The sequence below is a fragment of the Leucobacter allii genome (assembly GCF_022919155.1).
Lineage (GTDB): Bacteria > Actinomycetota > Actinomycetes > Actinomycetales > Microbacteriaceae > Leucobacter > Leucobacter allii.
Genome location: NZ_CP095045.1, coordinates 759941 through 782953 on the forward strand (window position 1 = coordinate 759941; position 23013 = coordinate 782953).

Annotated in this window: 24 protein-coding genes; 13 read left to right on the top strand and 11 right to left on the bottom strand. The window is 73.0% G+C overall.

Features of this window, described 5'->3' with window-relative positions; all coding sequences use genetic code 11:
* Positions 1-2: 2 nt before the first annotated feature.
* Complete coding sequence (locus MUN78_RS03370; RefSeq protein ID WP_244728806.1) at positions 3-908, bottom strand: LysR substrate-binding domain-containing protein; 906 nt, start codon at positions 906-908, stop codon at positions 3-5.
* Between the two features lie 75 nt (positions 909-983).
* Between MUN78_RS03370 and MUN78_RS03375 the strand changes: the two genes are divergently transcribed.
* From MUN78_RS03375 to MUN78_RS03400, 6 genes are all read left to right on the top strand, one after another.
* Positions 984-2387: an aldehyde dehydrogenase family protein gene (locus MUN78_RS03375; protein WP_244728807.1), complete on the top strand. Its 1404-nt coding sequence runs from the start codon at positions 984-986 to the stop codon at positions 2385-2387.
* Positions 2387-2779, top strand: a complete 393-nt coding sequence (pcaC, locus tag MUN78_RS03380) for a 4-carboxymuconolactone decarboxylase (protein WP_244728809.1) — start codon at positions 2387-2389, stop codon at positions 2777-2779. Before MUN78_RS03375 ends, pcaC begins: the two co-directional genes overlap by 1 nt.
* On the top strand, positions 2776-3666 hold the full coding sequence (locus MUN78_RS03385; protein ID WP_244728811.1) for an NAD(P)-dependent oxidoreductase: 891 nt from the start codon (positions 2776-2778) through the stop codon (positions 3664-3666). The genes pcaC and MUN78_RS03385 overlap by 4 nt, the downstream gene beginning before the upstream one ends.
* A complete protein-coding gene (locus MUN78_RS03390) occupies positions 3663-4754 on the top strand; it encodes a zinc-binding dehydrogenase (protein WP_244728813.1) in 1092 nt (363 codons plus the stop codon). The genes MUN78_RS03385 and MUN78_RS03390 overlap by 4 nt, the downstream gene beginning before the upstream one ends.
* 20 nt (positions 4755-4774) lie before the next feature.
* Complete coding sequence (locus tag MUN78_RS03395; RefSeq protein ID WP_244728814.1) at positions 4775-6130, top strand: MFS transporter; 1356 nt, start codon at positions 4775-4777, stop codon at positions 6128-6130.
* A 130-nt stretch (positions 6131-6260) separates the two neighbouring features.
* Positions 6261-6728 carry an SRPBCC domain-containing protein gene (locus tag MUN78_RS03400; protein ID WP_244728816.1) on the top strand — a complete coding sequence of 156 codons (468 nt, stop codon included), beginning with the start codon at positions 6261-6263 and terminating at the stop codon, positions 6726-6728.
* A gap of 151 nt (positions 6729-6879) precedes the next feature.
* Here MUN78_RS03400 and MUN78_RS03405 read toward each other — a convergent pair whose 3' ends face one another.
* Positions 6880-7128, bottom strand: a complete 249-nt coding sequence (locus tag MUN78_RS03405) for a hypothetical protein (RefSeq protein ID WP_244693168.1) — start codon at positions 7126-7128, stop codon at positions 6880-6882.
* Positions 7129-7216: 88 nt separating this feature from the next.
* Here MUN78_RS03405 and MUN78_RS03410 point away from each other — a divergent pair, with 88 nt between their 5' ends.
* Positions 7217-7603, top strand: coding sequence for a DUF1304 domain-containing protein (locus MUN78_RS03410; protein ID WP_244728818.1), 387 nt, complete (start codon positions 7217-7219; stop codon positions 7601-7603).
* A 44-nt stretch (positions 7604-7647) separates the two neighbouring features.
* On the opposite strand, the gene MUN78_RS03415 is transcribed toward MUN78_RS03410, so the two are convergent.
* Positions 7648-7851, bottom strand: coding sequence for a hypothetical protein (locus MUN78_RS03415; protein WP_244693170.1), 204 nt, complete (start codon positions 7849-7851; stop codon positions 7648-7650).
* A gap of 124 nt (positions 7852-7975) precedes the next feature.
* Between MUN78_RS03415 and MUN78_RS03420 the strand changes: the two genes are divergently transcribed.
* Positions 7976-8485 (top strand): MarR family winged helix-turn-helix transcriptional regulator, encoded by a 510-nt coding sequence (locus tag MUN78_RS03420; RefSeq protein WP_244693171.1) that lies wholly within the window; start codon positions 7976-7978, stop codon positions 8483-8485.
* 1 nt (position 8486) lies between these two features.
* Here the strand turns inward: MUN78_RS03420 and MUN78_RS03425 are convergent, their stop codons facing one another.
* The 3 genes from MUN78_RS03425 to MUN78_RS03435 are packed head-to-tail and all read right to left on the bottom strand — an operon-like array spanning position 8487 to position 12101.
* Positions 8487-9383 (bottom strand): TIGR01777 family oxidoreductase, encoded by an 897-nt coding sequence (locus MUN78_RS03425; protein ID WP_244728820.1) that lies wholly within the window; start codon positions 9381-9383, stop codon positions 8487-8489.
* A 31-nt stretch (positions 9384-9414) separates the two neighbouring features.
* Positions 9415-9852 carry a pyrimidine dimer DNA glycosylase/endonuclease V gene (locus MUN78_RS03430; protein WP_244693175.1) on the bottom strand — a complete coding sequence of 146 codons (438 nt, stop codon included), beginning with the start codon at positions 9850-9852 and terminating at the stop codon, positions 9415-9417.
* Complete coding sequence (locus MUN78_RS03435; RefSeq protein ID WP_244728822.1) at positions 9852-12101, bottom strand: MMPL family transporter; 2250 nt, start codon at positions 12099-12101, stop codon at positions 9852-9854. Before MUN78_RS03435 ends, MUN78_RS03430 begins: the two co-directional genes overlap by 1 nt.
* A 136-nt stretch (positions 12102-12237) precedes the next feature.
* On the opposite strand from MUN78_RS03435, the gene MUN78_RS03440 reads away from it, so the two are divergent.
* The 4 genes from MUN78_RS03440 (at position 12238) to MUN78_RS03455 (ending at position 15629) form a co-directional block, all read left to right on the top strand.
* A complete protein-coding gene (locus MUN78_RS03440; RefSeq protein WP_244728824.1) occupies positions 12238-13740 on the top strand; it encodes a protein adenylyltransferase SelO in 1503 nt (500 codons plus the stop codon).
* A 149-nt stretch (positions 13741-13889) separates the two neighbouring features.
* Positions 13890-14405, top strand: a complete 516-nt coding sequence (locus tag MUN78_RS03445) for a PACE efflux transporter (RefSeq protein WP_244728826.1) — start codon at positions 13890-13892, stop codon at positions 14403-14405.
* 46 nt (positions 14406-14451) lie between these two features.
* Positions 14452-15096: an SDR family oxidoreductase gene (locus tag MUN78_RS03450; RefSeq protein WP_244728827.1), complete on the top strand. Its 645-nt coding sequence runs from the start codon at positions 14452-14454 to the stop codon at positions 15094-15096.
* A gap of 110 nt (positions 15097-15206) precedes the next feature.
* Positions 15207-15629 carry a Fur family transcriptional regulator gene (locus MUN78_RS03455; RefSeq protein ID WP_244693182.1) on the top strand — a complete coding sequence of 141 codons (423 nt, stop codon included), beginning with the start codon at positions 15207-15209 and terminating at the stop codon, positions 15627-15629.
* A 72-nt stretch (positions 15630-15701) separates the two neighbouring features.
* On the opposite strand, the gene MUN78_RS03460 is transcribed toward MUN78_RS03455, so the two are convergent.
* Entirely contained in the window at positions 15702-16031 is a 330-nt protein-coding gene (locus tag MUN78_RS03460; RefSeq protein ID WP_244728829.1) for a GNAT family N-acetyltransferase, read from the bottom strand.
* The gene (locus MUN78_RS03465; protein ID WP_244728831.1) at positions 16028-17215 is read right to left on the bottom strand and encodes a pirin family protein; all 1188 of its coding nucleotides are present in this window, start codon (positions 17213-17215) and stop codon (positions 16028-16030) included. The genes MUN78_RS03460 and MUN78_RS03465 overlap by 4 nt, the downstream gene beginning before the upstream one ends.
* Positions 17216-17411: 196 nt before the next feature.
* On the opposite strand from MUN78_RS03465, the gene ectB reads away from it, so the two are divergent.
* Positions 17412-18677: a diaminobutyrate--2-oxoglutarate transaminase gene (gene ectB / locus MUN78_RS03470; RefSeq protein WP_244728833.1), complete on the top strand. Its 1266-nt coding sequence runs from the start codon at positions 17412-17414 to the stop codon at positions 18675-18677.
* Between the two features lie 23 nt (positions 18678-18700).
* Here the strand turns inward: ectB and MUN78_RS03475 are convergent, their stop codons facing one another.
* The 3 genes from MUN78_RS03475 to MUN78_RS03485 all read right to left on the bottom strand — a co-directional run bounded on the left by MUN78_RS03475 (position 18701) and on the right by MUN78_RS03485 (position 22865).
* Complete coding sequence (locus MUN78_RS03475; protein ID WP_244728835.1) at positions 18701-20401, bottom strand: FAD-binding dehydrogenase; 1701 nt, start codon at positions 20399-20401, stop codon at positions 18701-18703.
* A 65-nt stretch (positions 20402-20466) separates the two neighbouring features.
* A complete protein-coding gene (locus MUN78_RS03480; RefSeq protein WP_244728837.1) occupies positions 20467-21507 on the bottom strand; it encodes a CNNM domain-containing protein in 1041 nt (346 codons plus the stop codon).
* On the bottom strand, positions 21504-22865 hold the full coding sequence (locus MUN78_RS03485) for a hemolysin family protein (RefSeq protein ID WP_244728838.1): 1362 nt from the start codon (positions 22863-22865) through the stop codon (positions 21504-21506). The genes MUN78_RS03480 and MUN78_RS03485 overlap by 4 nt, the downstream gene beginning before the upstream one ends.
* Positions 22866-23013: the final 148 nt, after the last annotated feature.

A 23013-nucleotide genomic window follows, 5' to 3' on the forward strand; every position in this document is an offset into this window, starting at 1 on the left:
GCTCACGCGGGCGTCGCTGCGCTCGGGGTCTCCGGCTCGCTTTCCTCCGCGCCGACGGCGCTGCGCACGTGGGCGACGAATGCGCGCAGGTTCACCGAGCCCGCGTCGCGCCGCCAGGTGAGCCAGGTCTCCGCGCGACCGAGTGCGCCGATCTCGTGGCGCCGCACGCCCGATGCGCCGGGAAGCGAGGCGAGCAGCGAGCTCGGAATCATCGCGATCCCGGCTCCCGACGCCACGCAGGCGACCATGGAGTAGTAGGACGAGATCTCGACCGAGCGTGCGGGCACGACGCCCGTGGCAGCCATCCAGTCGTCGAAGCGCTGGCGGTAGGAGCACTGGAATCCGAACACGAAAGCGGTCGGGTTGTTGGACCAATAGGGGTCGTCGAGTCCGGCCGTGCTCGGCGGGGAGATGACCACGAGCTGCTCCTCGAATGCCCGCAGGCCGGCGAGGACCGGGCTGGCGGGCGGCCCGTCCGTGAAGACGGCGCTCAGGCTGCCGGACATCACCCGGTCGAACATGCTGCCGGACGCGCCGGCCTCGAGCTCCACCTCCACGTCGGGGTACGCGAGGTGGAAGCCGGCGAGAATCGATGGAATGCGCACTGCGGCAGCGCTCTCCAGCGCGCCGACGCGGAACCGTCCGCGCGGCGCCCCGCCGCCCCCGATGGTGCGGGATTCCTCCACGAGTTCGAGGATCCGCCTCGCGTATTCGAGGAACGCCATGCCGTCCGAGGAGATCGACGACTGTCGCTTGTCGCGGACGAGGAGTTGCACGCCGAGCTCTCGCTCGAGCTGCTTGATGCGCGTCGAGACATTCGAGGGTGCCCGCAGGAGCGCCTCGGAGGCCTTGATGACCCCGCCGTGCTCGGCGACGGCCGCGAATATTTCGAGCTGCGCGATCTCCATTGTTCTCTCCACGTGAATTTTTGGTTTCGAAGCTGCTACTTCTTTGAAGTGTTGTCCCACTCTACGGTAGGGTTCATGGCTCTCACGACGATCCCACCGCGCGCCGAGCGCGCCCTGACCAATCCCGCCACCGGCGAAGCGCTTCCCGAGCGTCCGCACTCGGACGATGTCGAACTCGACACCTGTCTCGACCGGGCAGTTGCGGGTCAGCGCGCGTGGGCGTCGACAACGGTCTCCGAGCGCGGCCGCGTGTTCCTCCGCATGGCCGAGCTCCTCGGGCGCGACGCCGAGATCGTGGCGGAGACCATCACGGAGGAGGTCGGCAAGCCGATCACCCAGTCCCGCGCCGAGGTCGCGAAGGCCGCCGCAGCACTCGTCTGGTACGCGGAGCGCGCCGAGTCACTGCTCGCTCCCGAACCCACGGAGGTGCCCGAGGCCCGGATCGAGCATCGCCCGATCGGGGTCGTGCTCGCCGTCGAGCCCTGGAACTTCCCCGTCTGGCAGGTGCTCCGCGGCGGCGCAGGCATTCTCCTCGCCGGGAACGCGCAGGCGCTCAAACCCGCGCACACCACGGTCGGGTCCGCTGAGCATCTCGCACGGCTCTGGGCCGAAGCGGGACTGCCGCACGGGGCGTTCACGGTGCTGCACATCGCTTCCGCGCAGACGCACCGCGTCATCGCCGACGATCGGGTCGCCGGAGTGACACTCACGGGCGGCGGCGCCGCCGGCGCCGCCGTTGCGGAGTCCGCAGGACGGCACCTCAAGCGCGTGACGCTCGAACTCGGCGGCAACGACGCGCTCATCGTGCTGCCGGACGCGGATCTCGCGGCGGCCGCCCGTGCCGCGGTGCAGAGCCGCTACAGCAATACCGGGCAGGTCTGCATCGCCGCGAAGCGGATCATCCTGCATCGTGAGATCTCGGCGGACTTCCTCGCCGAACTGCTGCCGCTCGTCGATTCCCTCGTCGTCGGCGATCCGCGCGATCCGCGCACGGAGATCGGGCCGCTCGCGCGCCGCGACATCAGGGACGAGGTCGTCGGGCAGATCGAGCGCTCGCTCGCAGCCGGAGCGCGGCTGCTCACGGGAGGGACGACGAGTGCGTACGGCGGCAACTACGTCGCGCCGACGGTGCTCGGCGACGTGCGGCCCGGGAACCCCGCGTTCGACGAGGAGATCTTCGGTCCCGCGGTCGCGGTGGTCGAGGCGGAAGACACGGACGACGCGATCGCACTCGCGAATCTCTCGCCTTGGGGGCTGAGCGCATCGGTGTGGACCGCCGACACCTCCGAGGCCCGACGGATCGCCGCGCGTCTCGAAGTGGGCAGCGTGTTCGTCAACAAGGGCACCGTGTCTGACGTCCGCGTGCCGATCGGCGGCGTCAAGTCCAGCGGCTTCGGCCGCGAGCTGGCCGGGCACGGTGTCAGAGAATTCACGAACCCGCAGACGGTGTGGGTCGTCGAGGCCGAGGAGGAGCGCTGATGGAGGACGAGCTGTTCGAACGAGGCTTGGCGACGCGCCGAGCCGTGCTCGGGGAGGCGTACGTCGCGCGCAGCATCGCAGGCGCGGATGCGTTCTCGATGCCGATGCAGGAGATGGTCACGCGTCACTGCTGGGGCGACGTCTGGAACCGGCCCGGTCTGGAGCGCGCTCAGCGCAGCCTCATCAATCTCGCCATGATCGCCGCGCTCAATCGGCCGCACGAGCTCAAGGTGCACGTGCGCGGAGCCGTGAACAACGGCGTGACGCGGTCCCAGATCCAGGAGGTGTTCCTGCAGGTCGCGATCTACTGCGGCATGCCCGCGGGTCTCGAGGCCTTCCGGCTCGCCCGTGAGGTCTTCGCCGACATGGAACGCGAGGAGACGGAGGCATGAGCCGCATCCTCTTCATCGGTCTCGGCAATATGGGTGCGCCGATGGCACGACGGCTCGCGGATGCCGGGCACGAACTGGCGGTGCAGGATCTCGACCCTGATCGGGTCGCGGCACTCGCCTCTGCGAGCCCGCGTATCCGCGCCGCCGCCCCTGAGGATCGTGCGCGCGCCGAAGTCGTCGTGACCATGCTGCCGACCTCCGACAGCGTCGAAGCGGCTCTCGAAGCGAGCGGGCTCGTCGGCGAGCTCGCCCGCGGCACGCTCGTCGTCGACATGTCGTCCGCGGAGCCGGTGCGCTCCCGCGCGCTGGCGGATCGTCTCGGCGCCGCGGGTCTGCGCGCCCTCGACGCCCCCGTCTCGGGCGGCGTCCGAGGCGCCGAGGCCGGGACGCTCGCGATCATGGTAGGCGGTGAGGACGCCGATGTCGACGCTGTGGCACCGATGCTGCGCGAGCTCGGCGGTACCATCGCGCATGTCGGCGGGCACGGTGCGGGCCACGCGGCAAAGGCCTTGAACAACCTGGTCTCCGCGGCGTCGGTCGTGGCGACCGCGGAGGCCATCCGCGCGGCGCGCTCCTTCGGGATCGCATCGCAGCGGTTCGTCGAGGTGCTCAACGCCTCCTCGGGGCGCAGTGTCACGAGCGAGCAGAAGGCCGAGCGGTTCATGCTGTCCGGGACGTTCGACTCCGGTTTCCCCGTCGGCCTGATGAACAAGGACGTCGCGATCGCGGTCGGGCTCGCCGATGCGCAGGGCGACCCGGTCGTCCTCGGGGCGCACGTCGCGAAGATCTGGGCGGCGACGGCGGAGCGCTTCGCCGACGCCGATCACACCCGCATGTACGAGCTGCTCGACCGCATCGCGGTCGGGCGGGAGGAGGACCCACGATGAGCGAAATCGGACGCATCGCCGTCATGACCGCACCCGGCGAGCTCGTCTACCAGGACTACCCGGTGCCCCGCGCCGCGGAAGACGAGATCGTGCTCGGGATCACCCGGGCGAACGTCTGCGGCAGCGAGCTGCACATCTGGAATGGCAAGCACCCGGTGAAGCGCCGCGGCGGCCTCGGGCACGAGATGCTCGGCAGGGTCGTGGAGCTCGGCGAGCGGCGCCGCATCGACAACCGGGGCGAGTCGCTCGCGGTGGGCGACCGCGTCGTCGTCACCTACTTCCAAACCTGTGAGGAGTGCTTCCACTGCCTGCAGGGCGAGCGCAACCTCTGCGATCGTGCCTACGAGTTCTTCGCGAAGCAGCCGGAGGAGGCCCCGCATTTCCACTCGGCGTTCGCGAGCCACTATGTTGTCCATCCCCGACAGCACGTCTTCAGAGTGCCGGACGCGATCCCAGATGCTGTCGCCGCAGGCGTGAACTGCGCGTTGTCGCAGGTGCTCTTCGGCCTCTCGCGCACCCCGCTCGGCTTCGGCTCCACGCTCCTCGTCCAGGGAGCGGGCGGACTCGGCCTCAACGCGATCCCCATCGCGAAGGAGCTCGGTGCCCGCGTGGTCGTCATCGATGGCGTAGCCTCCCGGCTCGAACTGGCGGGAGCGTTCGGCGCCGACCATGTGATCGACATGACGGAGATCGCGGACGTGGACGCTCGAGTCGCTGCCGTGCAGGCGCTCACGGGCGGCCGCGGGCCGGACGTCGCGCTCGAGGTGACCGGTGTTCCCGCGGCGTTCGGGGAGGGGCTGCGCCATGTGCGTCGCGGCGGGACCTATCTCGTGATGGGCAACCTCTCGCCCGGCGCGGCCGTGCCCTTCGACCCGGGATACGTGACCCGTAAGGCGCTCACCATCCGGCATGTCGACCGCTACGAGGCGCGGTATCTCGCACGCGCGCTCGACTTCGTCGGCGCCCACCTCGACCGCTATCCCTTCGCGCGGCTCGTCGACGCGGAGTTCGGCTTCGACCAGATCCGCGAGGCGCTCGATCAATCGCTCGCCCGCACCGTGACCCGTGCAGCCATCGTGCTGCCCTGACCCTCAGCAAAGGAACAACGATGTCCCAGATCCTGTCGTCCTCGACGACCGCCTTCAGCGCCCAGGAGCTCAACGCCGCGCGCCGCAAGAGCCTCTTCTCCGGCACGATCGGCGCCGTGATCGAGTGGTACGAGTACACCGTGTACGCGACCGCAGCCGCGCTCGTGTTCGGCACGCTCTTCTTCCCGAGCGGGCAGCCGGGCGTCTCGCAGGTCGCCGCGCTCGCGAGCTTCGGCGTGGGCTTCATCGCCCGACCCATCGGCGCGTTCGTCGCCGGTCACCTGGGCGACCGTGTCGGGCGGAAGGCCACGCTGATTCTCACCTTCCTCATCATGACCGGCGCGACAGCGGCCATCGGCCTGCTCCCCACCTACGCCGCGATCGGCATCTGGGCGCCCGTATTGCTCTGCGTGCTGCGCCTGGCCCAGGGTTTCGCGATCGGCGGCGAGTGGGGCGGCGCCGCGATCATCGCGGTGGAGAGCGCCGACCGAGGACGCCGCGGATACTTCGGCTCGTGGCCGCAGATCGGCGTCTCGTGCGGTTTCCTGCTCGGCACTGCGGCCGTCGCGCTCTCGCAGTGGATCTCGGGCGACGCGTTCTCGGAATGGGGATGGCGCCTGCCGTTCCTCATCAGCATCGTACTCGCCGCAATCGGGCTCTACATCCGCCTGAACGCCATGGAGAGCCCCGCCTTCACTGCGGCAAAGGAGGAGGCCGAGCGCCGCCAGGAGAAGATGAAGGCGCCGATTCCCGAGCTCTTCAAGCACCATCGCAAGCCGCTCCTGATCGCACTCTTCTCTCGGTTCGCCGAGGCCGGCACCTACTACCTGTTCACGGTGTTTCTGCTCTCCTACGTGGCCACGACGCTCGAGCTGCCCGGGCACTACGGTCCCATCGCCGTGATGATCGGTTCCGCACTCAACATCATCGCGATCCCGTTCTTCGGGAACCTCTCCGACCGGATCGGCCGGAAGAAGACGTTCCTGTTCGGGGCGGCGGTCATCATCCTGAGCGCCTGGCCGATCTTCGAGCTCGTCAAGATCGGGGAGCTCTGGGCGATCGTCATCGGCGTGGCGATCTTCCTCATGGTCGGCCATGCCGCCGTGTACTCGGTGCTCCCCGCCTTCTACAGTGAGCTCTTTCCGACCTCGGTGCGGTACACGGGGATGTCCGTCGGCTACCAGACCGCCGCGATCCTGCTCGCGGGCTTCACCCCGGCGATCGCCGCCTGGCTCGTGCAGGTCACCGGAGGGACCTGGCCCCTCGTCATCGTCATCGTCGCGACGACGGTGATCGCCGCCGTCGCCGTCATGTGCGCACGGGAGACGAAGGACCTGGACCTCGATCGGATCGGCGAGACTCCCGTCGCCCCCTGACGCGGGGTCCCCGGGGCCCGGGACGGCGCCGAGACGCCGCTCCGGGCCCTTGCGCTATCCGCCGCGCGGGGCGAGGCTGAAGGAGTCGCCCGGCTCCCGCCGCGCCGGGCGCGAGGACCAGGAGGACCCCATGACCGAGATCGACCCGCAGCTCGACCTGACGCTCACCCGCATCATCCGCGCGCCGCGGGCCGCGATCTGGCGCGCCTGGACGGACCCGGAGCTCCTCGCGCAGTGGTGGGTGCCCGCGCCGACGGTCGCCCGCGTCGAACGGCTCGAGGTCCGACCGGGCGGGGCCTTCGTGACGAGCCTCAGCGACGACGGCGCGGCCTTCTCGCCGCACACCGACGGCCTCTTCCTCGTCGTCGAGCCGGAGCGGCGGCTCGTCTTCACGAACGCGATCGACAGCGCCTGGCGCCCCGCGGCCCCCGCGCCGGTGGCGATGACCGCCGAGATCGTGCTCGATGCGCACGCCGAGGGCGCCGAGTACCGCGCTCTCGTGCGGCACGGCACCGCCGCAGATCGGCAGCGCCACGAGGAGCTCGGCTTCGCCGAGGGCTGGGGTGCCGTCACGGCGGCGCTCGCGGAGGCGGCCTGACGGCCGCGCGGCGCCCGGTCAGCGACGTCGGTTGCGGCGCTGCACCCAGAGCGCCCAGCCGACGACGATGCCGGCGACGACGAAGATCGTCCAGGAGAGGACTGCCGCGGTGACCACCCCGCCACCGTAGCAGCCGGCGCCGTGCGGAAGCTCAGCGGCGGTCGGCCAGGAGCGCCCGGACCGCGAGGTAGGCCACGAGCGAGAACGCTCCCGCCGCGAGCGCCGGGGAGGTCACGAGTCCCCAGACCACCGCGGTCGCGGTATCCCCGGCGGCGACGATGCAGACGATCCCGGTCGCGCCGACGGCGAAGCAGAGCACCGCGATGAGCGCGAGCCAGTTCAGCGGCCGGTTGGGCTCCCGGCGCACCGGATTCCCGGCGGCGCCCCCTCGATCCTCCATGCCTCACACCCTAGCCGACGCGACCGCGCGGAGCGGCGCGCTACGCTGGACGGGCCGGCTCGCACGGGCCGCGGGATCGGAGGTCGCGATGATCGTCGCCGGATGGGTGCTCGCGGCCCTCGCCGCGCTGCTGCACGGATACATCTTCTATCTGGAGTCGGTCGCCTGGGCCTCGCCGCGGGCGCGGGCCGTCTTCGGCACGACCGCGGAGGAGGCGGCGGCGACCCGCGAGCTCGCCTATAACCAGGGCTTCTACAACCTGTTCCTCGCGATCCTCGTCGTGCTCGGCCTCGCGCTCGGCGCGGCGGAACCTGCCGTCGGCCTCGCCCTCGTGCTCGCCGGCACGGGATCGATGCTCGCCGCGGCGCTCGTGCTCGGCATCTCGTCGCCCGCGAAGCGCGGGGCTGCGGTGAAGCAGGGCGCGTTGCCGCTGCTCGCGGTCGCCGCCCTCACGCTCGGCAGCCTGCTCGGCTAGCGCGAGGGCGGGGCCGATTCGAGCGCGTCCGCGCTCCCGCGGGGCTACTTCGCGGGGGAGAAGCGGTTGCGCAGCTCGGCGGCGCGACGGATGTCGCCCTCGATGGCGGCCGTCGCCTCGGCGTCGAGCGCTCCGGTCTTCTTCGCCTCGTCGAGGTGCTCGAGGCCGGACTGGACCTCGCCGTCCAGTCCATCGATGACGAGGCGCCGGATGCTCTCGGGCAGGCGCTCAAAGCTCGAAGTGTCCATGACGGTAACGTTACCGCGACCCTCGCGGATTATGGAAATGCACAGTCGGCCCACAGGAGTGGGGGGCGCTCCGCGCACGTCGCCGTGCATCGCCGGATCGGCCGCGGTGGGGGAGAATGGGAGGGTGCAGGCGGAACCGCGAGCGCCCCGAACGGGGGGTCATGACGAGCCGGCGCCCGGTGGGCGCGCGGCCGTCGAGCTCGCCGTGCTGCGCGCGGTCCGCCAGTTCGGCGACTCGCACGATCGGATGACGGGGTCCCTCCGCCACGGCATGGGCATGAACGCCTCCGACCTCGCCGCGCTGCGCCTCCTCGTCATCAGGGAGGATCAGGGCGCGCCGGTCACCCCGCGGGAGATCGCGCAGCACCTGCGCATCTCGACGGCATCGACGACGAAGCTCCTCGACCGGCTCGTCGCCGCCGGCCACGCGCGCCGCGAGCCGCATCCCCGGGACCGCCGCGCACGCGTCATCGCGCTCACGGAGGCGTCGCGGGCGGAGTTCTTCCGCCGCTACGGCAGCCGGCTCGCGGCGATGCGCGCCGCGGTCGCCGAGTTCGACGACGCGGAGCTGGAGATCGCGGAGCGCGTCATCCGCGCGGTGAGCGCGGCGATCGAGGCGGAGCCCGAGGACTGACTCAGCGCTCGAGCGCGGCCGCGACGGCCGCCTCGACCGTGTCGTGGCGGAAGGCGAAGCCCGTGCGGAGGAGCGCCGCCGGCACCGCATCGGCGTCCGCGAGCAAGAGCGAGTCCGCGGCGTCGCGTCCCAGCCCGAGCCGCAGCGCCCAGGCCGGGGCGGGCACGCCGAACGGGCGGCGCATGGCCCGCGCGAGCGCGCGGCCGATGTCGTTCGCCGTCGCGGGCGCCGGCCCGGTGAGGTTCACGGGGCCGGCGACGTCGGCGTCGATCAGGTGGCGGATCGCGCGCACCTCGTCGAGCAGGGAGAGCCACGGCCAGTGCTGCGCGCCGCCGCCGAGCGGTCCCCCGAGCCCGAGACGGGTCAGCGCGATGAGCGGCGCGAGCACCCCGCCGCGGTCGATGAGCGGAGCGGTGCGCAGCAGCACGACGCGCGCGGCGCCTTCCGCGGCGCGCGCCTCCCGCTCCCATGCGGTGCAGAGCTCGGCGAGGAAGGTGCTTCCCGCGCCCGAGGACTCGTCGAGCCGTTGGCCGGGCCGGTCGCCGTAGAAGCCGACCGCGGAAGCGGAGAGGAAGGGCGGCGCGTCCGTGCCGAGGGCCGTGACCGCCCGTGCGAGCGCTCGGGTGGGCCCGAGGCGGGAACTCCTGAGGAGTTCGCGCCGGCCGGGGGTCCAGGGCAGCCGTCCGATGCTCGCGCCGTTGAGTCCCACGACGGCGCGAGCCCCGGCGAGGACATCGGGATCGAGCGTCCCGCCCGTGAGCCACTCCGCCTCGTCGGGTCCTGCGGCGGGTCGGCGCACGAGGCGCACCACCCGGATCCCGTCGGCCTCGAGCGATGCGGCGAGGGCCCGGCCGATCAGGCCTGATCCTCCCGCCAGTACGACGTGCGGTGCGTCCATGGTGCGCCTCCTCCGGCCTCTGTCCTCGATCCTACGCGCGCTCCCACGGCGCCACGGGCCCCGGTTCGACGACGAAGAGCGGGTGCGGGGTCGGCTCGGTGCCGTGCCAGCGCGCGGCGTCCTCCGGGCTGCGCGCCGCGAGCTTCGCGCCCAGGTGCCGCCACTCGAGCGCGAGTTGCCCGTCGGTGACCGCGAGCCTCGGGGCGTGCTCCGGGGCCGGCGCCGGGAGATCCACCCGAGAACGGTCGAAGCGGTAGCCGCGGCGATCCGCCTCGTCGGCGACGCCGTGGAGGTACGCCGTGATCGCGGCGAGCGGATCCGCGGCCTCCCGGAAGCGGTGCAGCTGCGGGTGGCTGCGGTACCCGCGGGTGCGCCCCGCGAGCACCGCCTGCGCGAGCAGGGTCTCGCGCCAGCAGGCGACGAGGCCCGCCCGGTCGAGGTGGCCGGGGTGGAGCGACCAGATCCTCATCACCGCTCCGACGCGCCGGCGTCGTCCTCCGCGCCCGCGTGCCTGCCGTGCTCGGGGAGCGCGTGCGTCGGGGCGTGCGGCTCCGCGTCGCGTCGCGCCAGCCGCGACGGCCACCAGATGGCCCGCCCGATGTCGGTCGCGAGCGCCGGCACGAGCAGCGAGCGCACGACGAAGGTGTCGAGCAGCACGCCGAAGGCGACGATGAACGCGATCTGCACGAGGAAGAGGATCGGGATCACGGACAGCGCCGCGAAGGTCGCCGCGAGCACGAGGCCGGCCGAGGTGATGACGCCGCCGGTGATGGTGAGGCCCCTGAAGATGCCCTCCCTGGTGCCGTGCCGCTTCGTCTCCTCCCGCACGCGCGTCATGAGGAAGATGTTGTAGTCGATGCCGAGGGCGACGAGGAAGACGAAGCCGTAGAGCGGCACGGCGGGATCGGCGCCCGGGAAGTCGAAGACGCCGTTGAAGACGAGCGCGGCGACCCCGAGGGCCGTGCCGAAGGAGAGCACGGTCGTGAGGATGAGGAGCACCGGCGCGAGGACCGATCGCAGCAGCAGCATGAGGATCACGAGGATCACGAGGAGCACGATCGGGATGATGAGGGTGCGGTCGTGGATCGAGGCCTGATTCGTGTCGACGGCGGTGGCCGTCACGCCGCCCACGATGGCGCCGTCCCCCGCCGCGTGCAGCTCGTCGCGCAGCTGCTCGACCGTCGCCGCGGCGGCGTCCGAGTCGGCGGCGTCCGCGAGCGTCGCCTGGAGCAGCACCCGTCCCTCGGACACGGTCGGCTCGGGCGCCGGGGTGCCCGGGGGCCCGACCGCCGCGATCCCGTCCGACGTGACCGGGGCGCTGCCGCTCGGCGAGTCCGCGCTCGTGACCGCGATCGCGTCGACGCCGTCGGTCTCGCGCACGAGGTCCGCCGTCTCCTGCAGCGCATCTTCCGCCACGAGCACGTAGGCGGGGCTGCCGGAGCCGCCGGGGAAGTGCTCGCCGAGGACGGCCTGGCCGTCCCGCGCCTCGGAGGCGCCGATCACGAGATCGGACTGCGGCACGCCCTGCGCCTGCAGCTGGGTCACGCCTGCGGCACCGGCGACGAGCAGCACGAGGGTGACGATCCAGATGGGGCGGGGGTGTCGCTGGATCGCGCAGGCGAGCCTGCGCCACAGGCTCGCCTGGGGGAGCCCCTCCTCGGCGGCGACGCGCTCCGGCTCGTACGCGGGGCGCCGCGGCCAGTACGCGGCGCGGCCGAAGACGAAGAGGAGTGCGGGCAGCAGGGTGAGCGCCGCGAGCATCGCGAACACGATGCCGATCGACGCGACGGGGCCGAGGGTGCTGTTCGACTTCAGGTCGCTGAGCAGCAGGCAGAGCAGACCGGCGATGACCGTGCCGCCGGAGGCGACGATCGGCTCGAAGGATCCCTTGATCGCCGCGATGACGGCCGCGCCTCGATCCTGCGTCACCCGGAGCTCCTCGCGGAAGCGCGCGACGAGCAGCAGAGAGTAGTCCGTGGCGGCGCCGATGACGAGGATGAAGAGGATGCCCTGGGTCTGGCCGCTGAGCAGCAGCACGCCGGCATCGGCGAGGTGCCACACGACGAGGAGGGCCACGCAGAGCGCGAAGAGGCTCGTGGCGAGCACGACGACGGGGAGCAGCAGGGAGCGGTAGACGATGACGAGGATGACGAGGACGGCGAGCAGCGCGACGAGCAGGAGGATGCCGTCGATCCCCGCGAAGCCCGCGACGAGATCCGCCGTGAAGCCGGCCGGTCCCGTCACGTGCACGTCGACGCCGTCGGGCGCGTCCGCGCGCAGCGTCTCGCCGAGCTCCGTGACGACGTCCGCGACCTCGGCGTCCGCGTCGATCGGCACGTAGAGCTGGGCGGCCTGGCCGTCCTCGGACGGGATGACGGGGGAGGGATCGCCGTTCACGCCCTCGAGGTCGGCCGCGTCGGCGGCCGCCGTCCCGAGCGCGTCGAGCTGCGCGGCGTCGAGCTCCTCGTCCGAGGAGAAGACGACGACCGCGGGGAGCGAGTCGTCGCCGAGGAAGCCCCCGAGCGACTCCTGGACCTCCGTGGCCTCGGCGGAGGAGGGGAGGTACGCGGTCTGGTCGTTCGAGGAGACCTCGTCGACCTTGCCGAAGAGGGGGCCGCCCATGCCGGCCCCCGCGAGCCACACGATCACGAGCAGGGCGGGCAGCAGCACGCGCAGCCAGCGGCGCCCCGTCGTTCGCTCGGTTGCGGTCTGCGGCATGCGGCCTCCTCGGGTCGATGGATCGGCCCGGGGCGGCGCCGATCAACTAGCTAGATAAGCTAGCTAAATCGTAGCGCGCATCTCCGCCGAGCGCGAACCCCGTGCGGCGGGCCCGGTCGCGGCGTAGCCTCGGGGTATGGAGGAGCACGCCGAGTCCCTGCCGCGCTTCGCGGGCGCCGTGCTCGAGAGCGCCTTCGCCCGCCGTCTCCCGGAGATGGCCGTCCCCTTCCGCGCGGCCCGTCCGGAATCGCCGGAACTCGTGGAGCTCACCGAGCCCCTCGCACGCGAGCTCGGCCTCGACCCCGCCGCGCTCCGCGAGGAGCGCGGCGTACGGTTCCTCATCGGGAATGCGCTCGCCGCGGGCAGCGTGCCCGTCGCCCAGGCCTACGCCGGGCATCAGTTCGGGGGCTACTCGCCGCGCCTCGGCGACGGGCGGGCGCTGCTGCTGGGGGAGATCGCCGTGCCGGGCGATCCGACCGCGCGCCGCGTGGATCTCCATCTCAAGGGCTCCGGGCGCACGCCCTTCGCGCGGGCCGACGGCTTCGCGGCCCTCGGCCCGATGCTGCGGGAGGTGCTCTTCGGCGAGGCGATGCACGCCCTCGGCGTCCCCACGAGCCGCGCCCTCGCGGTGGTGGCCACCGGGCGGCGGGTGCGCCGCGACGCCGAGCTCCTCCCCGGAGCCGTCCTCGCGCGGGTCGCGGCGAGCCACCTGCGGGTCGGCAGCTTCCAGTACGCGCGGGCGAGCGGCGACCTCGGGCTTCTCGCGCGGCTCGTCGACTTCGCGATCGAGCGCCACGTCCCCGAGGGGGCGGGCGCCGAGCTGCCGGCCCGCGCGCTCCTCGCCGCCACCGTGCGCGCGCAGGCCGATCTCGTCGCGCGATGGATGCTCGTCGGCTTCGTGCACGGCGTCATGAACACCGACAACACGACGATCTCCGGGGAGACCATCGACTACGGCCCGTGCGCATTCATCGACGCCTACGATCCCGAGGCGGTCTTCAGCTCGATCGACCACGGGGGCCGCTACGCCTACGGCAGGCAGCCGGGCATCGCGGGCTGGAACCTCACGCGCTTCGCCGAGACCCTCCTCCCGCTGCTCGCGCCCGAGCCGGAGGCGGCGGAGGAGATCGCGCTCGCGGAGCTCGGCCGCTACCCGGAGCGCTTCACCGCGTCATGGGATGCGGGCATGCGCGAGAAGCTCGGAATCGCGGAGGCCGCGCAGCGCGCGGGGATGGGGGACGACGCGCTCGCGGAGCTCACCGGCGGGCTCCTGGACGACCTCCGCACGCACCGTATCGACTACACGCTCGCATTCCGCGAGCTCGCAGAGGCCGCCCGCGGCGACGCCGCGGCGTTCCGCGCGCGCTACCCCGGCACCGCGGCGCCCGGCGCGTGGTTCGCGCGCTGGCTCGCGCTCGACCCCGACGCCGCGGCGATGGACCGGGTGAACCCCGTGGTGATCCCGCGTAACCATCTCGTCGATCCCGCCCTCGACGCCGCCGAATCTGGCGAGCCCGGCCCGTTCCGCGAGCTCCTCGCGGCCGTCCGTACGCCCTTCGCTGTGCGGCCGGGCGGAGAGCGCTTCGCGGCGGGGCCGCCGCCCGGGGCGCCTCGCCACGTCACCTTCTGCGGCACCTGAACGCACCAGGTCTACGGAAATAGTCGTAAAATGGCAATTTGACAACTGGATCGGTTGCGATATGCTCGTTATGTCGATGTAACCCGCGTTCTTCGAGGCCCGCCGCAAGCGGCGGCTCCGCGGCATCGGCTCGAGTTGGAGTGATACCCGTGACCGCCCCAGGCCACACCCCGGGCATGTCGATGCCCGCGACCCGTCCCGTCCCGGCCCCCGAGGCGCCCGCCGCCCCGAGGCGCCCGTTCGCCGGCAGGCCCGTGCTCAGGCGCGTGGTCTTCGTCATCGGCTACGAGGCGCTCAGCGTTCTCTGCACCGTGCTCGTGCTCGGCGCGCTGCTCGGGCACGGCGGCGGCGAGTCGACGCTCACCGCGATCCTGCTCTCCACCGTCGCAACGCTCTGGAACTACGTGTGGAACACCGCCTACGAGGCGTGGGAACGCCGCTTCGGCGCCGGCGGACGCGGGCCGCTCGCGCGCGCGGTGCACGCGCTCGGCTACGAGGGGGGCGTGCTCGTGTTCACGATCCCGCTCGTCGCGCTCATGCTCGGCGTCGGCCTGCTCGAGGCCGTCATGATCGAGGGGGGCCTCCTCGTCTTCTTCCTCGTGTTCACGGTCGTCTACACCTGGGCGTTCGACCGCCTCTTCGGGCTTCCCGAGTCCGCCGCCTGACCCCGCGCGGTCGACGCGCGTCCGTCCCCGCCGTAGGCTGGGGCGCATGGCACGCATCATCCTCTTCGGCGGGCACGGCAGGGTCGCTCTGCTGCTCGAGCCTATCCTCTCCGGGCGCGGCGACGAGGTCACCGCCGTGATCCGCAACCCCGACCACGCGGCCGCGGTCGCCGCAGCGGGCGCGACCCCGCGGGTGGCCGACGTCGAGGCGCTGGGCATCGACGCGCTCGCCGAGCTCATCGCGGGGCACGACGCCGTCGTCTGGTCCGCGGGCGCGGGCGGGGGCGACCCCGCGCGCACCCGCGCGGTGGACCGCGACGCCGCGATCCGCACCATGGACGCCGCCGAGCGCGCGGGGGTGCGGCGCTACGTCATGGTCTCCTACTTCGGGGCGGCCGAGGATCACGGCGTCGATCCCGGGAATCCGTTCTTCGCCTACGCCGAGGCGAAGGCCGCGGCCGACGCGCGACTGCGCGCCTCGGGGCTCGACTGGACGGTGCTCGGACCGAGCGGGCTCACCTTCGATCCCGCTGGCGGGCGCATCGACGCCGGGGCCGAGGAGGCCGGAAGCGTGGCGCGGGGAGACGTCGCGGCCGTCATCGCGGCCGTGCTCGAGGACGACGGCACGGTCGGGCGCACGATCCGCTTCAACGGCGGCGACACGCCGATCGCCGCCGCCATTCGGCAGTGATGAGCGCCCCGTCCTCCGGGCGTCGCGGATCGATGGCGTCTGCGGGCGACTCCGCGCGGATCCCGCGCCCACATTTGAATTACTCAAAATAAAGGGCTAGGGTAGAGGACATGGAGACGAGCATCGGGACGGCATTGCGCGATGCCGGATTGCGTGCGACCGCTGGCCGGGTCGCCGTGCTCGACGCGCTCGCCTCCATGCCCCACTCGGACGCGGAACGCGTGTTCCGAGTGGTCGCTCGCGAGCTGCCGACCACGTCGATCCAGTCGGTGCACAACATCCTCGCGGATCTGACGGCGGCGGGACTCATCCGCCGGATCGAACCGGCAGGATCCGCGGCGCTGTACGAGCGGCGCGTGCACGACAACCATCACCACGTCGTCTGCTCCTCCTGCGGAGCGGTGTCCGACGTGGACTGCGTCGTCGGGCATGCGCCGTGCCTCGCCCCGTCGTCATCGGCGGGGTTCACCGTCCAGACCGCCGAGGTCACGTTCTGGGGCCTCTGCCCCGAGTGCCAGGCCGCGGCCGTCTAAGCCCGCATCGACGAACCCGCCGCCCCCTCGAGGTCGGCGGCGCCGGCGGCCGGGAGTCCGACGGCGCCCGGCTTACGCCGCGTCGTCCGGCCAGTCCACGTCGGCCACGAACCCCGGGTGGCGCCGCAGCCATGCGGCGACGAAGGGGCAGTGCGGCACGATCGTGCGCCCGAGCTCCCGGCTGCGGGTGAGCGCGGCCTCCACGAGCGTCCCGCCCAAGCCGCGGCCGGAGAATGCCGGATCGACCTCGGTGTGCACGAAGTCGAAGGCGCCGTCCGCGCGTTCGCGGTAGGCGGCGAAGCCGGCGTCGACGCCGTCCGTCTCGATGACGAAGCGCCTGGCCGCCTCGTCGTGCCGGACGCGGGCCGTTCCCGCTCCGTCCTCGCGGTGCTGCTCGGTCATGAGTCCTCCGTTCGTTCGGGGCTGCGGGCGGCCGGGCCGGCGGAGCGCGGCAGGATGCGCGTGGCGGGCAGCGCCGGCGCGGGGATCGGCGGCGCGGGCTCGCCCGCGGGGATCCCGAAGCGTTCGGGGTCCGGCGCGCTGCCGGGCGCCGAGGCGCGGCGCGCCGCGGCGCCCGCTCCCGGGCTCGTCGCGGGCGCGCCGGCGGCCGGGGCGGCGGTATCCGGGTCGCCGGCTCCGGAGGGATCGCCGACGCCGAGCCGGGCGATCCCCGCCTGCCAGTCGGCGCGCGCCTGCGCGATCTCGCCGTGGTCCCGGCCCACGAAGTTCCACCACATCACGATGCGCTCGCCGAGCGGCTCGCCCCCGAGCAGCAGCACCCGCGCGCCCGCGGCGCCCGCGCTCAAGCGGAGCCGGTCGGCGCCCACGGGCGTGTAGACGAGCCGCGTCCGCGACACGGAGATCCCGGACTCCGGGGATCCGGGCTCGCCGGCCCCGGGCTCCGCATCGGCGACGATCCGCGTCAGCGCGAGCTCCCCGGAGTCGACGAGCACGCCGTGCTCGAAGCCCGCGTCGACCCCGAACTCGAGCTCCGCGTGCGGGGCGAGGGTGATCTCGGCCCCGAGCAGCGGGGTATGCGGGCGCACGGGCGAGGTCTCGCCGAGCAGCCGCCCGAGGAAGACCCGCGCCGACCAGCCCGCTCCGCGTCGCACCGGAGGCGCGTAGTGCGCGAAGCCGGGATCGATGCCGCGGCGGCGCTCCGGCAGCGCGATCCAGAGCTGCACCCCGTGCAGCACCGTCGTCGACCGGGTGCTGCGCTCCGAATGGCTGATGCCCCGCCCCGCCGTCATGAGGTTCAGTTCGCCGGGCCGCACCCCGGCGTGGAATCCGGCGCTGTCGCGGTGCTCGATCTCACCCGAGAACAGCCAGCTCGCCGTCTGGAGCCCGATGTGGGGGTGCGCGGCGACGTCCATGCCGCCCGTCGCGGCGACGTCGTCCGGTCCGTAGTGGTCGACGAAGCACCAGGCGCCGATGAGCGAGCGCGAGCGCTGCGGCAGCGTGCGGCGCACGGTCATCGCGCGCAGACCGCCGAGCGGAACGTCTCGCGGCTCGAGCAGCTCGAACGCCGCGGCGCCGGCCCCCGGGGCGCACACGGTCTCGACCGGGCGGGGATCCGGGTTCGTCATGCAGGCCTCCGTACGCGCGACACGGCGCCCAGTCTCGCACGCGGGCCTGGGAGCGCGCGGCGCGGCTCCCGCGCGGCCGTCGCGCGGCCGTCGCACGGAGCGCCTATGCTCGTATGCAGATGGTCTCGCGCCGGATCGGCGCCGATCGACGGAGGCCGCGCGGGGATCCCGCGCCCGCAGAGAAAGAACGGGATGCATGAGCCAGCTTGAGGTGTTCGACCGCTTCGAATCCGAGGTGCGCGGCTACATCCGCTCGTTCCCCGTCGTCTTCGAGACGGCGCGCGGCTCGGTGCTGGTCGCCGAGGACGGCAGGGAGTACCTCGACTTCTTCAGCGGCGCGGGCGTCGTCAACTACGGGCACAACAATCCGGTCTTCACCGAGGCGCTCGCCGCGTACCTCGGCAGCGGCGGCATCATCCACGGCCTCGACATGGCGACCTCGGCGAAGCGCGATTTCATCGAGGCGTTCCAGCGGCTCGTCCTCGCGCCGCGCGGCCTCGACTACAAGCTCCAGTTCACGGGGCCGACCGGCGCGAACGCCGTCGAGTCGGCGCTGAAGCTCGCGCGCCAGGCCACCGGCAGGCGGAACGTCGTCGCGTTCACGGGCGGCTTCCACGGGCTCAGCCTCGGCGCGCTCGCCGCGACGGGCAACGAGAAGTACCGGGCCGCGGGCGGAGTCTCCCTCGGCGACATCGCCCGGCTGCCCTACGACGGCTACCTCGGGGCGGATCTCGACACGCTCGATTTGCTCGAGAAGATGCTCGACGACCCGGGCTCCGGGCTCGACCTCCCCGCGGCCGTCATCGTCGAGGCGATCCAGGGGGAGGGCGGCATCAACGTCGCCTCCGCGGCGTGGCTCCGGCGGCTGCGCGCGATCACCGAGGAGCGGGGCATCCTGCTCATCGTCGACGACATCCAGGCGGGCGTCGGGCGCAGCGGCGCCTTCTTCAGCTTCGAGGAGTCGGGGATCGTGCCCGATCTCGTCACCGTGTCGAAGTCGATCTCGGCCTCGGGGCTCCCGATGGCGCTGCTCCTGCTGCGCCCCGAGATCGACGTCTGGAAGCCGGGCGCGCACACGGGCACCTTCCGTGGCAACAACCTCGCCTTCGTGAGCGCCAGGGTCGCCCTCGAGACCTACTGGGCCGACGCCGCCTTCACGGACGCGATCGCCGAGCGCTCCGTGCAGCTGCGCCGCGCCCTCGAGCGCCTCGCCGCCGAGGCGCCCGAGGCCGGCTTCACCGTGCGCGGACGCGGGCTCATGTTCGGGCTCGCCGCCCCGGGGCGGCCGGAGCTCGCCGCCGCGGTCTCCGCGCAGGCCTTCGCGCGCGGCGTCGTCATCGAGACCTCGGGCGCGCGCGACGAGGTGCTGAAGTTCCTGCCCGCGCTGACCATCACCGCCGAGGAGCTCGATCGCGGCCTCGCCGTCGTGCGCGAGGCGCTGCTCGCGGCGCTCGCGGCCTAGGCTCCCGCCGCTCCGGCACCGGTTCAGCGCGCCTCCGCCGCGACCGCGCGCCCGGCGGCCCGCCCCGAGAAGAGGCAGCCGCCGAGGAAGGTGCCCTCGAGCGCGTTGTAGCCGTGCACGCCGCCGCCCCCGAAGCCCGCGGCCTCGCCCGCGGCGTACAGCCCGGGGATCACCGCGCCGCGCGGGTCGAGCACGCGGGAATCGAGATCGGTCTGGATGCCGCCGAGGCTCTTGCGCGTGAGCACGTGCAGCCGCACGGCGACGAGCGGGCCGGCCGCCGGATCCAGGAGCCGGTGCGGCGCCGTCGTGCGCGTGAGCCGGTCCCCGAGGTAGCGCCGGGAGTTGCGGATGCTGTGCAGCTGCGCGTCCTTCGAGAAGGGGTTGGCGAGCTCCGCGTCGCGCTCGCGGATGACGCGCTCGACGGCCGCGGGGTCGAGCGGCGCATCCGGGGTCAGCGCGTTCATGCGGGCGACGAGCTCGGCGGCGCCGGTGGCGGAGACGAAGTCGGCGCCGCGGTCGATGAAGGCCTGCACCGGACCGGGGGCTCCCCGTCCGAGACGGGTCCGCAGGAGCAGGCGGCGATCCCGGTGCGTGAGATCGGGGTTCTGCTCCGAGCCCGAGAGCGCGAACTCCTTCGCGGCGATGCGGTGGGTGACGATGAACCAGGAATGGTCGAACCCCGCGATCGCGGGGTCGGTGCGCAGCAGCCGCAGCGTTCCGAGCGTGTCGTGGCCGGGGAGGGCCGGGGGCGGCAGCCGCCGTCCGAGCGCGTCGAGCCAGAGCGGCGAGGGGCCTGGCAGGATCCGGATCGCGTGACCGGGCCAGACCGGCGCCCAGTTGCGCACGCCCTCGGTGTAGTGCCACATGCGGTCGCGATTGACGAGGCGGGCCCCCGCCTCCTCCGCGATCCCGAGCATCCTGCCGTCGACGTACGCCGGCACCCCGGCGACCATGCGGCTCGGCGGCGTGCCGAGCCGATCCGGCCAGAAGCGGCGCACGAGCTCGTGATCGCCGCCGATGCCGCCGCTCGCGACGACGACCGCATCGGCCCGCAGCTCGAAGTCGCGCTCGACGATGCGATTCGATGCGGCGCCGCGCGGCGTCCGGTCCTCGGCGAGCACGCTGCCGCGGATGCCGACGACTCGGCCGCCCTCGACGAGCAGCCCGTCGCAGCGATGCCGGTGGCGGATCTCCGCGCGCCCCGCGGCGACGGCCTCCGCGGCCGCGTCGGCGAAGGGCCCGACGACCCCCGTGCCGGTGCCCCACGGGATGTGGAAGCGAGGCACGGAGTTGCCGTGCCCGCCGGCCGTCAGATCTCCGCGTTCCGCCCAGCCGACCACGGGCGTGAGCTCGATGCCGGACTCGCGGAGCCAGGAGCGCTTCTCCCCGGCGGCGAAGTCGACGTACGCCCGTCCCCACCGCTCGGCCCAGGCATCGGCCCCGGGGGCGCCGTCCGCCTCCGGGGCCAGACGGTCCCAGCCGGCGCTGCCGCGCCAGTCCTGCCAGGCGAGCTCGGGGGAGTCGCGCACCCCGAGCCGGCGCTGCTCGGGCGAATCGACGAGGAAGAGGCCGCCGAACGACCACCACGCCTGGCCGCCGAGATCCTGCGGTCCTTCCTGGTCCACCAGGATCGTCCGCAGTCCCGCGCGCACGGTCTCCCTGGCGGCCACGAGCCCGGCGAGGCCCGCCCCCACGATGATGACGTCAGCTCCGTTGCCGTCCATGGCACCATTGTGACGCATGGACGCCCGCGGCGCGCCGACCGGGCGGGCGGCTGCGCCGCGGGCGGTCAGGCGGGCAGGGGCTCCCGGGCGGCGCCCTCCGGTCCGTCGGCGGACCCGGGGAGGATCTCGCCGAGCAGATCGTCCAGCGTGACCACGCCGATGAGGCGCCCCGCGTCGACGACCACCGCGAGCTGCTCGCGCGCGGCCCGCATGCTCGCCAGCGCCTCGGTGGCCGAGGTGCCGGGCGGCAGGACGAACGGCCGGCGGGCGACGCTCGCCGCGGGCGTCGACGGAGCCGCCGTCAGCGTGTCGCGCACGTGGGCGACCCGGCACTCCGGCCCGTCTCCGATGAGGATGCGCAGATGCCCCGACGCCGCCGCGGCGGCCTGCAGCTCGGCGACCGTGGCGGTCGCGGGCACCGCGGTCGGCGCAGCGTCCGTCTCGGCGATCTCGCCGACGGTGAGCGTGCTCAGCGCGATCGTCCGGGCGATGGGGTCGGCGTACTGCCCGTCGAGGGCGCCCGCGGCCCGGGAGTGGGCGACGAGCTCGCGGATCGTGTCTGCGTCCTGCCCGCCCGCGGCCGCCTTCTCCACGGGCTCCACGCCCGAGGCGGCGACGAGGCGGTTCGCGATGCGGTTGATCCACAGCAGGAACGGCCGCAGCGGCCAGGTCATGCCGCGCGCCAGCACCGCGGTCGCCTTCGCGGCCGTCTCGGGGTGCGCGATCGCCCAGGACTTCGGCGCCATCTCGCCGATCACGAGGTGGAGGAAGGTCACGACGACGAGGGCGATCACGAACGCGCTCACGTCGGCGAGCGCCTCGGGCAGCCCCCACCGGGCGAAGACCGGAGACAGCGCGTAGTCGATCGCGGGCTTGGTCACGGCGCCGAGGAGGAAGGTGCAGATGGTGATCCCGAGCTGGGCGAAGGCGAGCAGCACCGTGAGCTCGTTCATGCTGCGGAGCGCGGCGCGGGCCGACCGGCTCCGCCCCGCTTCGGCCTCCAGCCGGTGGCGCCGCGCCGCGAGCAGCGCGAACTCGACGATCACGAAGAAGGCGCTCGCCACGATGAGCGCGATGGTGATGAGCGTCACCAGCCACCAGCTCATCGTGAGCCCTCCGCATCCTCGTGCAGGCTCACCCGGAGCCGCGACGGGACGTGGCGCTCGACCGCCACGACCACGATCTCGAGCCGGCGCTGCACCGCGATCCCCTGCACCGCCTCCGAGGCGGTGGCGGGGAGGATGACGCTCACCGCGCCGCCCTCGGGGAGCAGATCCCCGTGCTCGCGGATCAGCAGCCCGGCGATCGTCTCGTCCTCCTCGCGGGGGAGATCGTGTCCGATGAGCCGTTCGATCTCGTCGAGGTGCACGTCGCCGTCGAGCACCCAGGCGCGGTCGCCCACGCGCACCGGGCCGGAGGGGGCGTCGTCGTGCTCGTCCGCGATCTCGCCGACGACCTCCTCCGTGAGGTCCTCGACGGTGAGGATCCCGTCGAAGTTGCCGTACTCGTCGACGACGCAGGCGAGCTCGTTGCGGGTCTGCCGCATCCGGTCGAGCGCGGCGGGCAGCGGCATCGCGGTCGGGAGGATCACGGCCTCGCGCATCACCTCGGCGACCTCGAGACGGTCGTCGTGATCGCCGCGCAGCAGATCGATCAGCTCGACGACGCCGATCGGCTCGTCGGCCGGGCCCGTGACGGGGTAGCGGGTGTGCCCGGTGGCCATCATCGCGCGCACCTCGCCGACGGTGGCGCCGGCGGGGACCGCGTCGACGCGGGAGCGGGGGACCATCGCGTGCTCGACGTCGCGCCGCGGGAAGTCGAGGATGCGGTCGAAGACCATCGACAGCTCGTCGGGGAGGTGCCCGCTGCGGCGGGACTCCTCGATGATCGCCTCGAGATCGCGCGGCGTGGCGCTCTCGTCCACGTCCTCGAGCGGTTCGATCCGCACGAGGCGCAGCAGCACGTTCGCCGCGCGGTCGAAGATCGTGATGAGCCACCCGAAGAGCATGAGGTAGATGCGCGTCGGCATCGCCAGGGCCCGGGCGAGCGGTTCGGGGCTCGCGATGGCGAGGTTCTTCGGGTAGAGCTCACCGAAGATCATCGTGACCACGGTCGCGAGCAGCAGTGCGGCGCTCGTGCCGATGAGCAGGGACACGACCGGGTCGATGCCGACGCCGCCGAGCAGTGCGCCGATCGACGCGCCGATCAGGGGCTCCGCGACGTAGCCGATGAGGAGGCCCGTCACCGTGATGCCGAGCTGCGCCCCCGAGAGCATGAACGAGGTGCGCTTCGTGATCGCCAGCACGCGCGCCGCCTGCGCGTCGCCCTGCTCGCTGAGCGCCGTCATGCGGGAGCGGTCGACGGACATGTACGCGAACTCCTGGGCCACGAAGAAGCCGCAGGCCGCGATGATCGCGAGCGTGAGCAGCACGCCCAGCAGCAGGGTGAGCACTTCCGCGATCACCGGGACTCACCCCCTCTCGACGCGAGGGGGTCGGGAGATCGGCCCTCCTGATCGGAGGAGGCACTGGGGTGGCTCACGGGATTCCTTCTCGTGGGTCAGACGTGGTGCTTCCAGACTACACAGCCGGGCGCCCCCGCTCGCTTGGAGC

Coding starts and splice junctions, on each gene's coding strand:
- MUN78_RS03370 (WP_244728806.1), bottom strand. CDS start 908: ATGGAGATCGCGCAGCTCGAAATATTCGCGGCCGTCGCCGAGCACGGC.
- MUN78_RS03375 (WP_244728807.1), top strand. CDS start 984: ATGGCTCTCACGACGATCCCACCGCGCGCCGAGCGCGCCCTGACCAAT.
- pcaC (WP_244728809.1), top strand. CDS start 2,387: ATGGAGGACGAGCTGTTCGAACGAGGCTTGGCGACGCGCCGAGCCGTG.
- MUN78_RS03385 (WP_244728811.1), top strand. CDS start 2,776: ATGAGCCGCATCCTCTTCATCGGTCTCGGCAATATGGGTGCGCCGATG.
- MUN78_RS03390 (WP_244728813.1), top strand. CDS start 3,663: ATGAGCGAAATCGGACGCATCGCCGTCATGACCGCACCCGGCGAGCTC.
- MUN78_RS03395 (WP_244728814.1), top strand. CDS start 4,775: ATGTCCCAGATCCTGTCGTCCTCGACGACCGCCTTCAGCGCCCAGGAG.
- MUN78_RS03400 (WP_244728816.1), top strand. CDS start 6,261: ATGACCGAGATCGACCCGCAGCTCGACCTGACGCTCACCCGCATCATC.
- MUN78_RS03405 (WP_244693168.1), bottom strand. CDS start 7,128: ATGGAGGATCGAGGGGGCGCCGCCGGGAATCCGGTGCGCCGGGAGCCC.
- MUN78_RS03410 (WP_244728818.1), top strand. CDS start 7,217: ATGATCGTCGCCGGATGGGTGCTCGCGGCCCTCGCCGCGCTGCTGCAC.
- MUN78_RS03415 (WP_244693170.1), bottom strand. CDS start 7,851: ATGGACACTTCGAGCTTTGAGCGCCTGCCCGAGAGCATCCGGCGCCTC.
- MUN78_RS03425 (WP_244728820.1), bottom strand. CDS start 9,383: ATGGACGCACCGCACGTCGTACTGGCGGGAGGATCAGGCCTGATCGGC.
- MUN78_RS03430 (WP_244693175.1), bottom strand. CDS start 9,852: ATGAGGATCTGGTCGCTCCACCCCGGCCACCTCGACCGGGCGGGCCTC.
- MUN78_RS03435 (WP_244728822.1), bottom strand. CDS start 12,101: ATGCCGCAGACCGCAACCGAGCGAACGACGGGGCGCCGCTGGCTGCGC.
- MUN78_RS03440 (WP_244728824.1), top strand. CDS start 12,238: ATGGAGGAGCACGCCGAGTCCCTGCCGCGCTTCGCGGGCGCCGTGCTC.
- MUN78_RS03450 (WP_244728827.1), top strand. CDS start 14,452: ATGGCACGCATCATCCTCTTCGGCGGGCACGGCAGGGTCGCTCTGCTG.
- MUN78_RS03455 (WP_244693182.1), top strand. CDS start 15,207: ATGGAGACGAGCATCGGGACGGCATTGCGCGATGCCGGATTGCGTGCG.
- MUN78_RS03460 (WP_244728829.1), bottom strand. CDS start 16,031: ATGACCGAGCAGCACCGCGAGGACGGAGCGGGAACGGCCCGCGTCCGG.
- MUN78_RS03465 (WP_244728831.1), bottom strand. CDS start 17,215: ATGACGAACCCGGATCCCCGCCCGGTCGAGACCGTGTGCGCCCCGGGG.
- ectB (WP_244728833.1), top strand. CDS start 17,412: ATGAGCCAGCTTGAGGTGTTCGACCGCTTCGAATCCGAGGTGCGCGGC.
- MUN78_RS03475 (WP_244728835.1), bottom strand. CDS start 20,401: ATGGACGGCAACGGAGCTGACGTCATCATCGTGGGGGCGGGCCTCGCC.
- MUN78_RS03480 (WP_244728837.1), bottom strand. CDS start 21,507: ATGAGCTGGTGGCTGGTGACGCTCATCACCATCGCGCTCATCGTGGCG.